Source organism: Mariniradius saccharolyticus AK6 (genome assembly GCF_000330725.2).
In the GTDB taxonomy this organism is placed as follows: domain Bacteria; phylum Bacteroidota; class Bacteroidia; order Cytophagales; family Cyclobacteriaceae; genus Mariniradius; species Mariniradius saccharolyticus.
This window is the reverse complement of sequence record NZ_AMZY02000023.1, coordinates 41,290-56,326: the sequence shown is the minus strand read 5'-3', so window position 1 is coordinate 56,326 and position 15,037 is coordinate 41,290. Positions and strand designations below refer to the sequence as shown.

The 15,037-nt window shown below is 48.5% G+C and carries 8 protein-coding genes; 2 read left to right on the top strand and 6 right to left on the bottom strand.

Annotation, left to right across the window (positions count from 1 at the left end):
* Window positions 1–44 precede the first annotated feature (44 nt).
* The 5 genes from C943_RS20075 to C943_RS20055 all read right to left on the bottom strand — a co-directional run bounded on the left by C943_RS20075 (window position 45) and on the right by C943_RS20055 (window position 11,992).
* On the bottom strand, window positions 45–3,365 hold the full coding sequence (locus C943_RS20075; RefSeq protein WP_040481543.1) for a VCBS repeat-containing protein: 3,321 nt from the start codon (window positions 3,363–3,365) through the stop codon (window positions 45–47).
* Window positions 3,349–3,942, bottom strand: coding sequence for a hypothetical protein (locus C943_RS20070; protein WP_008631596.1), 594 nt, complete (start codon window positions 3,940–3,942; stop codon window positions 3,349–3,351). Before C943_RS20070 ends, C943_RS20075 begins: the two co-directional genes overlap by 17 nt.
* Window positions 3,939–7,283, bottom strand: a complete 3,345-nt coding sequence (locus C943_RS20065; protein ID WP_008631594.1) for a VCBS repeat-containing protein — start codon at window positions 7,281–7,283, stop codon at window positions 3,939–3,941. Before C943_RS20065 ends, C943_RS20070 begins: the two co-directional genes overlap by 4 nt.
* A 182-nt stretch (window positions 7,284–7,465) precedes the next feature.
* Entirely contained in the window at window positions 7,466–8,959 is a 1,494-nt protein-coding gene (locus tag C943_RS20060) for a RagB/SusD family nutrient uptake outer membrane protein (RefSeq protein WP_040481541.1), read from the bottom strand.
* 18 nt (window positions 8,960–8,977) lie between these two features.
* On the bottom strand, window positions 8,978–11,992 hold the full coding sequence (locus C943_RS20055) for a TonB-dependent receptor domain-containing protein (protein ID WP_008631589.1): 3,015 nt from the start codon (window positions 11,990–11,992) through the stop codon (window positions 8,978–8,980).
* A gap of 369 nt (window positions 11,993–12,361) precedes the next feature.
* Between C943_RS20055 and C943_RS20050 the strand changes: the two genes are divergently transcribed.
* Both C943_RS20050 and C943_RS20045 read left to right on the top strand, forming a co-directional pair.
* Window positions 12,362–12,604, top strand: coding sequence for a hypothetical protein (locus C943_RS20050; RefSeq protein WP_008631586.1), 243 nt, complete (start codon window positions 12,362–12,364; stop codon window positions 12,602–12,604).
* Between the two features lie 43 nt (window positions 12,605–12,647).
* Complete coding sequence (locus C943_RS20045) at window positions 12,648–13,451, top strand: MOSC domain-containing protein (RefSeq protein ID WP_008631585.1); 804 nt, start codon at window positions 12,648–12,650, stop codon at window positions 13,449–13,451.
* A 492-nt stretch (window positions 13,452–13,943) separates the two neighbouring features.
* Here the strand turns inward: C943_RS20045 and hemE are convergent, their stop codons facing one another.
* Window positions 13,944–14,969, bottom strand: a complete 1,026-nt coding sequence (gene hemE / locus C943_RS20040; RefSeq protein WP_008631583.1) for a uroporphyrinogen decarboxylase — start codon at window positions 14,967–14,969, stop codon at window positions 13,944–13,946.
* Between the last annotated feature and the right edge of the window lie 68 nt (window positions 14,970–15,037).

Here is a 15,037-nt window from a genome sequence, read left to right as displayed (position 1 = left end):
TTTAACGAATCGTTCTCCTGAAAAGAAATCAACCTCATTTCCATTCAAAACTCCCAAAACTCCACCCCTTCATTGTTTTTCAACACCATCAGCAGCCTTTGGCCCTTGATGCTGACAAGCTGCAAATCCCGGATGTCCCCATGGAGCTGAAGTCCATGGTCACGGTTGTGCCAATAGATAAACGTGCCGTCGCCTTTTCCCAACAGGATCTCGCCATAGCTCGCGTCATATTGGCCCACTTCAGGCTTCGCCCCCTTCAGGTTACCGCCCATGACGATGTCCTGATGGCCGTCTCCATTGATATCCGCAACCAATGAGGTGTACATCCAAGATCGCTGTGCCATCCGAGGCAATTCCTGTACCTTGAATTTGCCGTTTCCTTCGTTAATCAGCACGGCTGATTGGAAGAAATTGGCTTCCTGCATGACTGCGTTGCGCAACTGGTTAGGTTCAAAGATATCCTCTAGCATTTGGGTTTTGTAAGCGCTGTACTTCAGGTACTTCTTTTTGATCGAAGGTACCTGGCCTTCCAATTGGTGCTTCAGCGTAAAAGGCACATGTCGGCCGCCTTCTTTGTAGGTGAAGATATGCTCGATGGAACCGTTTTGATCAAAGTCATTGACAAACATGCGCACGGGCCGCTCAGTCGTGGCTTTGAATCGACTGTTGAGGCCATGATTACCCAACACAAAATCCGGCTTGCCATCCGCATTGAAGTCGCCGACGGCAACGGATTGGTACCAGCCTTTGTGGCTGGCCATTTCAGGCATTTCGATTTTTTCCAGCTTGGTGCCTGTATTCCTAAAGAAAGTCGGCGCCATCCATTCGCCTACCAAAACCAAATCCATTTTTCCGTCGCTGTCGTAATCCACTACTTGGGCATCCGTCACCATGCCGATTTCTTTAAGCTCGGGAGCGAATTGTTCGGTCAGGTCGGCAAACTTGCCCTTCCCGTCGTTGACTAGTATATGTGAACTGGCATTGACGCCGTATACGAACGGAATCAACCGCGACCCTACAAAAAGATCCAAGGCCCCATCCCCGTTGATATCGATCGTACGGGCCACAGCGCTGCTGTTGGGCAAGGCCTGCAAGCCGTTGTTTTCTGATTTCTTGAAGTTTCCCTTCCCGTCATTGATGTAGAGTCTGTCAATCAGGTCAGGGGACCCAAATCCCGATTCATTTCCGCCCGAACAAACAAACAAATCGAGGCTTCCATCCCCATTGGCGTCGAAGAATAGGGCGTTACGATCTTCCGAGATACGGTCAGCCCAGAAAGTTTCCCTATTGGATTCCTCGAAACCTGTGGCGGTCTGCAGGAACAGTTTTCCGGGAAACCCTTTCGCCCCACTGATAAAGACATCCTCAAGGCCATCCCCATTTACATCTGCCCAAGCGGCTTTTGGACCTTCCGTCGAAAGCAGGTGATAGGTGAGTCTGTCCCGGTCAAAATCTACCATAGTATTTTCAACATGACGGTAGTTGAGGACCTTTCCACTGTCAAGTTTGGTGAATAGTGGCTCAGGTGCTTTTTTGAAGAACTCAAAATCACTCGGTGCCGCGGATGCTTCCTCCCATTTCAGCTTGAGCATTTGGTCTGGAGAGACATCGCGCAGGATTGTCATTTGCCCATCCGGCCAACGAACTTGCACTTCGTCGATTTTGGCAATTTCACCCAAGCCCGCGTGGGGCCTAGGATCCACCGAAGATTGGAAGCCACGGTTTGGCATCTGCTCCAAATAAATCTCTTTTTCGCCCGCCTTGATGCGGATTTGGGTGCCGATAGCGGCGGTATTTCCCAGTTTACCAGTCAAGTCAAAGCTCAGAAAATGCTGGTTGGGAGCCAATTCCCTGCTGCGGTTGCGGTAGAGGCTTATTGGATTGTTGACGTTGTTGATCACAAGGTCGAGCGCACCGTCATTGTCCAAGTCCCCATAAGCCGAGCCGTTGGAATGGATTGGATCGCCCATACCCCATTCGTGTATCACGTTTTCGAAGACCAAATCCCCCTTGTTTTTGAAGGCATAGTTAGATATTGGACTGACCGGCATTGGATCCACGAGTGCGCGGTAATCGACGCCCTGTTGTGAAATGATTTTTTGTTTCGTTTCATCGTTGTCGATAAAATTGAGGTAATCCAAGTCCGTAAGATCCTTGTAAATACCATTGGCGACAAAAATATCTTTCAAACCGTCATTGTCCATGTCGACCATCAGCGCCGCCCAGCTCCAATCGGTCGCTTCAACATTGGCCATCCGCCCAAGGTCGGAAAACGTCCCGTCACCATTATTTACATGAAGCATGTTGCGGGTATATTGGTAGTGGTAGCCATGCTCCACGTTGAACTGGAATTTGTCCCAGCTCTCGAAGGAAGTGACTTGCTTTATCCGCTCAAGCGGCTCGGGCAGCATTTCGGTGACGAATATGTCCAAAAAACCGTCATTATCAAGGTCTGCGATGTCCGCGCCCATCGAGGCAGCAGAGGTCGAGCGCATGTAGTCGGTGAGTTTTTCCGAAAAAGTACCGTCCTGGTTGTTGATGTACAGGTAATCGCGCTCAAAGAAGTCGTTGGAAATAAAAATATCCATCCACCCATCGCGATTCACATCGCCGATGGTGATCCCAAGGCCAAAACCGATTACGGAACCATAGATTCCAGCTGCTTCAGACACATCGGTGAATTTTTCTCCATCATTTCTGAATAGCTTGTCACCGCCGACAGGGTCACGTCTCGGGCGCTCGTTTTGCATCTTATTGAAGCTGCCGATGGCTTGGTAACTGTTGTTGAGCAGGTAAACGTCCAAGTCTCCGTCTTTGTCATAGTCAAAAAATACGGCGTGGGTCGAAAATCCTTGGTCGGCGAGCCCGTAGGCTTCCGCTTTTTCAGAGAAAGTACCATCGCCATTGTTTATAAACAGCTCGTTTTGCTTGTTGTCACCCGCAATGTCCCCCGAGTTGCAGACGTAGATATCCAGCCATCCGTCACCGTTGACGTCGGCCATGGCTACGCCCGTACTCCAGGCCCTTGTGCCCGCAACGCCTGCAGTTTCAGTCACATCTTCAAACTTGAAATTGCCCTTGTTAAGGTAAAGCCTGTTGCTTTTCTGATTTGAGGTTAGGTAAATATCCAAAAGGCCGTCGTTGTTGACGTCGCCGAAGGCCACCCCGCCACCATTGTAGAAATTTCGGTAGGTGAAAATGTTGAATTTCTCGTCAAAAGCGAGGTCATTTCTGAAATCAATACCGGAGTCAACGGCCTCGATTTTCTGGAACAAGGTTTCTTTTGGTGGTTCTTCCTGTTTCTTGCAGGCCCAAAAACTGATGGGGATAAGGGCCAGGCCCAATATCCTATTGAGATGCTTCATTGCTTGGTTTGTTCAGTTCCGTGATATCCTTGACCCTGAGGTCGAGTATTTCGGCACGGACAGTCTTGATGTCTTTGATAAATATCCGTATCAGGCGGTTGCCGTCGATTTTGACCATCGCCCGGATGGTTTTGTCTTGGTTGGTGATTTCCCTGAATCCAGGCCCATACCAATTCTCAAACAGCCCGACCACATCGGCTAAGAGTTTGTCCTTGGTGTATTCTTCATTTGTCGGAAACCAATCTGTGTAGATGAACTCTATCGGCATGAAGAACAGTCGGTCCTCCTCAAAATCCGGGTAAAAAAACATATCGACTTTCTTGCCGGATGGCATCTCAGGATGGTAAAGGACCTGCAAGTGGTGCGGCCCGTTGATGAGTACGCCATTTTTGTTGTGTTCAGCACATGTTTCAAAGAACTCCCTTCTGACCATACCAAACCTAATTCCGAGAAACAAGTCCTCGGCGACGACGCCTGAAGCCTCTGCTTCTTCCTTCATCTTTTGATAGTCTGACTTGCAGGAAAACAAGCCCATGAGGATCAGAACAAAGAGGATGGATTTTTTTGAAATTCTCATTTTGATAATCTTGGTTTTTCATTCATTTTGAAGAACAACATCGTATCGTTGTTGCGGGCTAGGGCAAAATACTTGCCTTTGGGTCCGCGTATGGTATTTAGGCTGCGGATTTCGCCTGAGACGAAGAAGCCCGACTCCGCGGCCGGAATATGTTTGAATCCGCCTTCTTTGTCCAAGATGAAATGCCAACCGTAGCTACCCATTTGAATTCCCAATTCTGGCTTTATTCTACTTTGGTTGCCACCTGCGTATAAATGCAATTGCCCATCGCTATCCGATTCGGCATGAAAGGCATAGACCGCACTGTACTGCAACACCTCTGGGATTTTTACGCTTGCAAAGGTAGCATTTCCCCCTTGGATGTACATGCGCGACTCCAAGGTATGCACTTCCCAAATCTTGGAACGTTGCAGCAAATCCTCCGGAAAAAGGTCCTGAATCGCCTTGTCCCTATAAGCGGCATAATTGAGTAGGTTTTTCCGTAATGCCGGCAATTGTTTGAGCAGCGTGTTTTTCAAAACGATCGGATAGGCTTTGTCGCCTTCATATTGGGTAATGATTTGTTCAACGCTTCCGTTTTGGTCAAAGTCGTTGACATACATTCGCAGCGGTTTGTCCGAGGAAGCCTGCAAACGCGAATTGGTACCCATATTGCCAAACAGCAAATCGGTCTTTCCATCTGCATTCCAATCGCCCGCGAAGATGCAGTTCCAAAATCCACCCGTCTTTTCAAAGCCCATTTCTACCGAGGTTTCCACGAATTTGCCCTGACGCTCGCTGAATACATGGATCGGCATCCAATCGCCGACCACCGCGATTTCCAAGTTGCCATCACCGTCCAAATCTCCCGTCCAAGCATCACGCGCCATGCCCAATCCTTTGAATCCCGGTGCCAGCGCAGTTGTTTTATCCAAGAAACTTCCGTTGCCCTGATTTTCCAACAGCACCAAATCCCCACCGACTCCATAGGCGAAGGGAATCGTTCGGGTACCGACTAGGAGATCGGGTTTTCCATCTTTGTTGAAATCAAGTACCCGGACAAATGCCGAGCTTTCGAATCTTTGCGGCAGACTTTTGGGGGACAATTGGAGCTTCCCGTTTCCGTCGTTCAGGTACAGCCTGTCTTGGTACAGTGGATTGAGGTAGTTGAACTCCAAACTTCCGCTGACCACGTACAGGTCCAAGCGTCCGTCGGCATTGGCATCAAAAAAGAGTCCTTCCACGTCCTCGGGCGCCTCGGATTTCTCCAAAACCTGTGTTTCCCTGAAATTCCCTTTGGCATCCTGCATCCAAATCGTGGACGCCTGTCCTTTTGCTCCGGGCAAAAACAGGTCATCCCAGCCGTCGCCGTTCAGGTCGGCGACCGCGATGCGCGGACCTTCATTGCTCGCCATTTGGAAGCGTAGCCTGTCCCGGTCAAAATCCACGAAGCTGCTTTCCTCGTGTTTCCAGGAAAGTGATGGAGTTGAAGAAAGGAAGGTAGGAGCTATCGTTAGTGCTGGAGTGGTAATGTTGGCTTCCGCTGGATTTATTTTCAGCACTTGGTTGGCAGCGACGGATTTCAGCACGCTTCTTTTTCCATGGGGCCAGTCCACCCAAATTGAGTCGACCAGTTTTAATGTATCCAAACCAATATGCACCCTTTGGTCTACCGAAGACATGTACCCCTTCACGGGGTTATTTTCCGCCAAAAACATTTGTTTGCCCACAAAAACCTGCACCAGCGCACCATAATTTCCCTGTAAATCGAGCTGAAGGAAGTTCCTTTTGGAGATTTGGGGGCTGTTGTTTTGATAGAGGTACACTTCTCCGTTCAGGTTGTTGACGACAAGATCGAGTGCGCCGTCATTGTTGAAATCCGCATAGGCAGCACCGGTCGAAAAAGTCAATTGATTCATGCCGGATTGGGCTGCGATGTTTTCGAAATGGAAATTCCCCCTGTTGTGGAACAGGTAATTCTGCAAGGGTGTGGAGGGTGCCTGCTCGAGAATTTTGGTAATCAGCACCGAATCCCGGCGGTATTGTTGGATCAAATCGGCTTTATCCTCAAAATAGTCCACAAAGTCGAAATCCGTGAGATCCTTGACAATCCCGTTGGCAACGAAGATATCCCGGAGCCCATCGTTGTCTGCATCGAATATCAGTGCCCCCCAACTCCAGTCGGTGGCATGTACCCCGGAAAATCTTGCAATATCGACGAAATGCGCTTCCTTCGTGCCCGGTTTCCAGCCGAGGTTGCGCTGAAGCGTATTTCGGGTGAATTGGTGAAAATACCCGGCTTTGATATTGGCTTGGTACTTGTCCCAATCCTCAAAAGGCGTCTTTGTCTTCGCTCGGTCCCAAGTCGCGGGAAGCATTTCGGTAACGAAGATATCCTGCCAACCGTCGTTGTCCAGGTCCGCGATATCGGCGCCCATGGAACCCATGCTGATTTCGGTCATCGCGCTTTCCAAAACTTCGGAAAAGGTGCCGTCTCGGTTATTGATATAGAGGTAATCGCGCTCGAAAAAGTCATTGGAAACGTACAGATCCGGCCAACCGTCGCGGTTCAAATCCGCCGCGGTCACTCCCAAGCCATAGCCGATTGCGGAACCGTAAATCCCTGCCTTTTCGCTTACATCGCTGAATTTTCCCCCATCATTTCGAAAGAGTTTATTGCCACCTTCCGGGTCACGAACGGCACGCTGCCCTTCGCGAAGATCGTTTAAGCCAATTGAGCGGCCCGAGTTATTAAGCAGGTACATGTCAAGGTCCCCGTCACGGTCATAATCAAAAAAAACAGCATGCTGGGAAAGCCCCTTTTCGGCGATGCCGTAGGCTTGCCCTTGTTCGGAAAAGGTCAAATCCCCATTGTTGATATAGAGGGCATTGTGACGGTTTTCGCCTTCGAGCGGACCGGACTTGCAGACATAAATATCGAGAAAGCCATCCCCATTGATATCGGCCATGCTGACTCCCGTGGACCAAATGCCCTCGACCCAGAGTCCCGCTTTTTGGGTAATGTCTTCAAATTTGAAATCACCTTTGTTGAGGTAAAGGCGATTCGGGGTTTGGTTGCCTGCAAGGAAAATATCGATCAGGCCATCGTTGTTGATGTCGCCGAGCGCGACTCCGGCTCCATTGAAAAAATTCCGGAAAGTGTAGGGGTTGAATTTTTCGGTAAAGGAAAGATCATTTCTGAAATCAATCCCAGTATGGGATGAGGGTAGTAAGGTAAAAAGCTTTGGGGAATCCGTGGTTTCGGGCGCTTTCTTGCATCCTGCGCATAGGAATACCGCAAGCGGGAGTAGGCAGCAGGTGGTTGATATTTGCAACTTTTGGGAAATTCTGGATTGTATCATCGTATGGGTATACCATAGACCTGCCTTTGATGCGCAGGTAGGAGGGGGCTTACTGTAGTCAAACGTGACGAGGAATCAGCCTGAGTTTGTGCTTTGCAAAGGTAAGATTTTGAAGGCGTAGAAACTAAAAAGAAGTGCACCTTAGTGCACTTCTTTCAGTATTTCCGATCGTAAGCCGGAGATTAATAACCTGGGTTTTGGGTCAGGTTAGGATTGGCTTGCAATTGGTTTTGCGGGATAGGGAACAAATTCCTGAATGGCTGTGATGGGTTCTTCTCCCACCAAGCGTCATTGAATCGTCCGAAACGGATCAAATCAGATCTTCTGTGTCCTTCCGCAAACAACTCGCGTCCTCTTTCTGCCAACAAGATGTCAGCGGTCAAAGTGCTCAACGGCGCAGCATTAGCCCTAGCCCTTACTTGGTTAACCAGCGCCAATGCGTCCGATGTTCTGCCCAAACGGAAAGCAGCCTCAGCCTTCATCAAGATCGCATCAGCCAAACGGAAGATCGGGAAATCGTTATCCAGCGAGTTAGGAGATCCTAGTGGTACCTCAAATTTATTGATCCTAGTGCCAGCCTGACGAAGTGCATTCGGAGCCAACTCGTTGATTCGTGGAGTAAAGATCAATGTTGGTCCATCTGGATCATTGGGCTCAACAGCGTTATCCAAGATCGGCGTCCTTCCATCAGCAGCGAACTGCTGCCCTTCCCTCAAACTGGCTCTTCTGGCATCACCAGGCTCAAAGCTATTGTAGAATTCCTCCAAAGCGGTATACCCATTCCATGGTTGTTCCTGCAATTGGAAAGTAGCTTGGTTACCATAATGGAAGGTCATGTGGTGGATATTGAAACCGCCTGCGTTGTTTGCGTCGTAGGGGAGTGTAAAGATGTTTTCAGAAGAACCGCTGTTTCTTGCAGAGAAGTTTGCAAAGAAGTTTGGTTCCAATGAGTAACCTCCAGAATTGATCACCACATCAATTGCAGCTTCCGCCTCTGCCCATTTTGGAACACCTGTGTAAACCTCAGCGTTCAAATACAATTTGGCCAAGATCATGTGCGCAGAGTAGTAGTTCAAATTCGTCTTCACGAAAGTTTTTGGCAACAAGTCCACGTTGTCCTTGATGCTGCTTTCGATAAAGTTGAACACTTCCTGACGGGTATTTTGAGGAGGGTTTCCGCCTCTGTCCGTTTCCAGGATGATTGGAACGTTTCCGAAGTTATCGATCAACCACAAATAAGCCAATGCCCTCAATACGCGAAGTTCGGCATTCAAACCTTCGATCGTCGGATATTGGGACATCAAGAGGTTACACTGTGCCACGATACCATAGCAATATTGCCAGGCACCGTTGTATGCACCGTCTCCAACAGCCCAAGTGTGCCTGTGATTCCGCAACCAAATACCACCATCTTCCCAGTCGGCACCTTTTTGTGGAATGGCTAATTGGTCAGAAGACACTTCATTGATACTCCACATACCACCGTGTCCACCCCAGTTACCGATTACTGAGGCATAGGCACCTTGTTTCAATACGTCTATAAGTTCTGGTCTCGGGCTGTTTGCCAAATCATCGGCAGTCAATCCCGTCAGTACTTCTTGTTCCAGTTCCCAGCATGAGGTGGTAGCCAAAGCGACGAAACCTCCCACACAAATTGATTTTACTAATCGTAACATATTTATTCTGAGTTTATGTTATTTAAACGTTATGGTCAAACCCGCGGTCCAGATTCTAGGAACGAAGTAAGTATTTCTTCTTTCGATGCCTGGTGCCAATGGATTTCCGTCGTCGGTCCATCTTACTTCTGGATCTACACCGCTAAACTGGGTGATCGTGAAAAGGTTTTGCACCCCGCCGTAAATTCTGAAATTGCTGATGCTGCTTGACCTGCTTGCCACATTGTAGCCGATTTGAAGGTTATCCAGCCTCATGAAATCGCCTCTTTCCAAGTATAGATCAGAGAAAGTGGGTGTTGAAATCACTAAAGGAGATATAGGCGTATTTTTCGTGATTACTGAGTTCCATGTATTGGAAGCACCGTCTGCATTTTCATAGAAACCCCTGAAAGAGTTGTAGATCAAGTGACCCCAGCTACCTCTCAACAAGAAGTTCATATCCCATTTGCCGTAAGAGAAGGAATTGGAGAAACCGAAATCACCCGATGGCAAACCGCTTCCCAAATCTTCGAACTCCTCTGGTCTTTCTGTGCTGAGGATATACTCCCCTCTTTCAGTCAAACCAAGGAATCTTGGTCCATAGAACCGACCAACTTCTTGACCTACGCGGTTCCAAACGATTTCGTTGTTGTTTTGACCTGGAGAACCTGGAGTGGCTTGCCTGATTTCAGGAAGGTTGATGGAACCCACACCGATTCTGTCAATGGTCGTTCTTTTGTACATCGTGAAGTTGAAAGAAGGCGTCCAATTGACAGGACCCAATTTCACGTTGTTCACATTGACCAAGAACTCAATACCGGCCTGTGAAAGGTCACCGATGTTCGCCCAAATGGAGTTTGCAGTGTAGAAGTTTCCTGGGTCAAATTCGTTAGGAGCACCTGCTGGCACTTGGGTATTGAAAAGAAGGTCGGAGATCTTTCTGGAATAAACATCCAAAGTACCGGTCACCTTTCCATTCCAAATACCGTAGTCGATACCCAAGTTGATTTCCGTGGTTGTTTCCCATTTCAATTGTGGGTTCGGGTTACCAACTTGTCTTGGTGCTACGAAGCCATTGTTGAATGGATTATCTGCATCCAAGGCAATTCTGTTTCCGTTTTGGAACAAGCCGATTGCCAAAGTCGGAGAGGGTGGCAACTGACCCACTATACCGTATGATGCCCTTGGCTTGAAGTTGCTGAATATACCCATGTCGAAAATCTGTGTCAAATCAGCGCCTGCAGAGAATGCGGGGAATACACCGGTTTGATTTTCTTTACCGAATCCTGAGTAGGTCTCAGCCCGTACGGAAGCAGATAAGAAGTAGGTGTTGTTATAATTGAAGTTTGCCCTACCGAACACAGAATTCAAGGTGGCATTGGTGGCAAATGAACTCATATCGCTACCATTTCCGAATCTTACATAACCTGCACCGAGGTTATTATAGCTTTGGTCAAACAAGAACCTCGTGGCAGAAGCATTAAAGCCTCTTTCCTTGAAGATTTGTGTTTCACCACCGGCCAGGAACGTGAAGTTCATACGGTCAAAGATCTCATTTTCGTAGCGGATGGTACCGTTCCAAATAGATGTGGTACGGTCAAATTGGTTTTGTCCGGCCTGTCCACTACGACCGAAACCTACGTTGAAATCCTGCCAAGAGAACCAGCTACCTGACAGAACGCTTAATCTGTCTTCTGAAAACTGGGACGCAATCGTAATTTTATCCGTGATGTCATATTCCAATCTGTAGGAATAGATCGCACTCTTAATTTCGTTGGTAAATTGTTGCTGATTGATCAACGCTACCGGGTTGAAATAGTCAAATAAGTCTCTTTGGAAATAACCTCCAAATCTCCTATTTGCCAATGCAAGCCTCGCCTCACGGTCTTGGGAAGACTCTTGAGGGTTATAGCCACTTTCCCAAACTGGTGCTGTTGGGTTGTAGATGGTTGCATAACGTACAGCTTCTGAGTTTACGTCTTTGGTATTCGTATTGGTGTAGGCCAAGCTGACATTCATCCTGAGTTTGTTATTCAAAGCCCCATGGTTGAAATTGAAACGGGTGTTCAAAGTCTCACGATTGGTACCTTTTACAACACCGTCGTTGTTACGATAATTGACGGAAACCAAATAATTGGTATTGTCAAAACCGCCTGTTACCGAAGCGTTCACAGTTCCGTTGTATGCAGTTTGGAGGATTTCTTTTCTCCAATCTGTGCTGGAACCCCAATCAAAACCACCTCTTGCGACAAATTCTTCAGGTGACAAAACAGGGATCAGATTTGAAGCGGTTTCAGCTGCCCCGAAAGTGTTGAGGGTCACATTCGCATATCCTTTTTTGGAAGAGCCTTTTTTGGTCGTGATCAAGATCACACCTGCCGCACCACGTGTACCGTAGATCGCAGCGGCGGAAGCATCCTTCAATACGTCAAAAGACTCGATATCATTGGGGTCAACCGCATCGATCGAAGCGCCAATCACACCATCCAATACAATCAAGGGAGATTGGGTAGCGCCAAAGGATGAAATACCCCTCAATCTCAAAGTAGGCTGCGCATTGGGGTTACCACCTGGCCTGGTTACTGACAGACCGGCTACCTTACCTTGCAGCAATTGGGTTGGGTTGGGGAAGTTACCGCGGTTGAACTGCTCTGCACCGACATTAGTCACGGAAGAGGTAATTTCCTTCTTGTCCTGGGTACCGTAACCAATCACGACGGCTTCCTGAAGGCTTTGGATATCCTCCGCCAACTCGATGTTGAATACACTTTGGTTACCGATGGCCACCTCTTGGGCGGTGAAGCCCACAAAGGAGAACACCAAACTTTGGTCACCAGGTTGTACCGTGATGGTAAACTTACCATCCAAATCAGTCGTGGTTCCTCTGGTAGTACCTTTGACGAGTACTGTAACTCCCGGAAGGGGATCCTTCAGGGTCGCGTCCAGGACGGTTCCTGTTACCTCCCGGCCCTGGGCGAAGGCGGCACCGACGCTGATGACCATCAGCAGGCCGGCAATCGTCCACGCCTTTACTTTTTGTAAATAATTTCTCATAGGGTTTGTTGTTTTGAAAAAAACGAAATGGTTTGTATAGTTAATTTCAAGTCTAAAATGATTGTTTAAATTTTAATTTGCAATTTTTAACAAATGCCCAAGATTGCTTTTGGAAGAGGCCTTGTTAACAGAATAATGGTATTTTTTATGAATCGTTAATGATATTTTATTTTAATTTAGGAATACGCAACCGAAAACGATTGAACTTTTCGAATAGTTAAAATTTTTCGATTTTATTAAAAATGTGAAAATCGGGCGGCTGCCTTGGAGCCTTTGCAATAAAATAGGGTTTTTGCCTCAAATCGGGAAAGGAAGCAACTTTTGTGTGTTTGCGTGCAACCTTCTGCCTGGAATGCGTATCTTTATCCCATGGGACTTTTTAGCAAGCAAAGATTGAGACAGGAACGAATGCGTTGGGGCAGCGTCATTTTGATTTGCGCATTTACGGTTTTGCTCTTTACGCCCGAGGAATCCAAGCGGTCATTGGTATACAAGCTGACCAATCCTTGGAGTCTACTTTTTGCAGAGCAGGAAAACCCCGTTCTCCACTTGGTTTCCAAGATCATCACCCCGACCTTTCCCGAAAAAATGCGGGAAGCGATACCTTTGTAAGATTCTTCTGATATAGTTTTTTTTCAACAAGGTCATTTCGAACATGCTCCTCCAAGACATATATATATATCCTATCAAATCCCTTGGCGGCATCCGCCTCCCCAAAGCCAATCTGGAAGAGCGGGGCCTGCAATGGGACCGCCGCTGGATGCTGGTAGACGGGAAGGGGGATTTCCTCACCCAAAGAGTACATCCGTCTATGGCACTGCTGCAAGTGGAACTGAGGGCCGATGGCTTGCTGGTCTTTCACAAGCAGGACCCCACCAAGCGGATCAACATCCCCTTCACACCCAAATCCGAGGCCACCCGCCTCGTCACCGTATGGGATGACACGGTACTTGGGCAGGAAGTAAGCAAAGAGGGGGATGCATGGTTTTCCGAAATATTGGGAATGCCCTGTGGACTGGTCTGGATGCCCCCCAGCACGGAGCGAAAGATCGATGCGAAGTACGCGGTCAACAGTGAGTCGGTCGGCTTTGCCGATGCAATGCCTTACCTACTTATCGGGCAGAGCGCACTCGACGACCTCAATGCCAGGCTGCAATCGCCCGTGCCCATGGACCGTTTCCGTCCCAACCTCGTTTTTTCCGGCGGACCGGCCTATATTGATGATACCTGGGACAAGGTCAAGATCGGCGATGCCCTTTTCAAGATCACCAAACCCTGTGCCCGCTGCGTGCTGACCACGGTCGACCAAGCGACCGCCCAAAAAGGGAAAGAACCCCTTCGCACCCTGTCGACTTACCGGACGGTAGGTTCCAAGGTCCTCTTCGGACAAAACATGCTCCTGCTCGAAGGTACCAGCATTGAAGTCGGCGCCGCGGTGGAAGGGATTCCATTCCTATAAAAATTACCCTGCGAAATAAAACACGGGGTTTTCAACGATTCCAGCCATTTTCATCTGTGTCCATCTGTGAAATCTGTGGTAATCAAATTGAACCACAGATGGCGCGGATTAACACACATATATTTCCTAAGGATTCTGTTTTCTTTACCAATAATGAATAATGGGTAGTTTGAAGGCGGTTATTCATCTGTGTCCATCTGTGGAATCTGCGGTAATAAAATTGAACCACAGATGGCGCGGATTAACACAGATATATTTCCTAAGGATTCTGTTTTCTTTACTAATAATGAATAATGGGTAGTTTGAAGGCGGTTATTCATCTGTGTCCATCTTTGAAATCTGTGGTTTAAAAAAAAATGGACCACAGATGGCGCGGATTTTCACAGATAAATTCACGAAGACTTCGGTTTTCTTTTCCGATAAATTGGCGATTTGACCGCCGTGTTTTACCTGCTCCCTTCTTTGAAATCGGTGGTTAACCCGAGATAGACCTCAACGGTACTCCTTCACCGTCTGGATAAAGACCTTCACTTTTTCGGGGTCGATGTCGGGATATACGCCGTGGCCAAGATTGGCAATGTGGCGGCTACCGCGGAACTGGTCCATCATCGCCCTGGTGGCCGCTTCGACTTGGCGGGCGTCGCCATAGAGTGCGGCAGGGTCAAGGTTTCCTTGCAGGGTCTTGTTCGGGCCGATCATTTCCCGCGATTCGGCAATCCCCATGTTCCAGTCGAGGCCGATGGTCTCACAGGCGAGCGCTGCCATTTCTTTTCTTGCAAAAAACGCCCCCTTGGCAAATACCGTCTTGGGCACTTCCGTTATCGCTTCGCAGATTTGGGAAATGTACCGCAGGGAAAACTCCCGGTAATGGTCCGGCGGCAAAATCCCCGCCCAGGAGTCAAAGATCTGCACAAGATCCGCACCGGCTTGGATTTGGCCTTTCAGGTAATTGATCGTGCTGTCCGTGATCATTTGCAGCAATTGGTGGGAAAACTCCGGCTCGGTGTACAGCATGGCCCGGGACTTTGAAAAGGTTTTGCTGCCCGAACCTTCGACCATGTAGGCAAAAATCGTCCATGGCGCTCCCGCAAAACCAATCAGCGGTACACGGCCATCTAGTGCTTTTTTGGTGATGCGGATCGCCTCCATCACATAGTGGAGGTCGTCGACTCCGTCTGCAATCCGCAGTTTCTTGAGGTCGGCCGGTGTCTTAACGGTCTCGGGAAACCAAGGCCCACGCTTTTCCTGCATTTCGTAGGGCAAGCCCATGGCCTCGGGAATCACCAGGATATCTGAAAAAATAATCGCCGCGTCCACGTCGAGGATATCCACAGGCTGTATGGTCACTTCCGCCGCCAACTCGGGCGTTTGGGCCAGCTCGATAAAGCCACTGACGCTTTCACGCACGGCACGGTATTCGGGCAGAATCCTGCCGGCTTGACGCATCAGCCATACGGGTGTTCGTTCGACGGGTTCTCCCTTTGCGGCCCGCAACAATAGGTCGTTTTTCAATTGCATGGCGCAAAGATAGAAGCAGCCCGGCAAAATTCACGGCTTGGGCTTAAAAATGGGGAAACAAAAACACC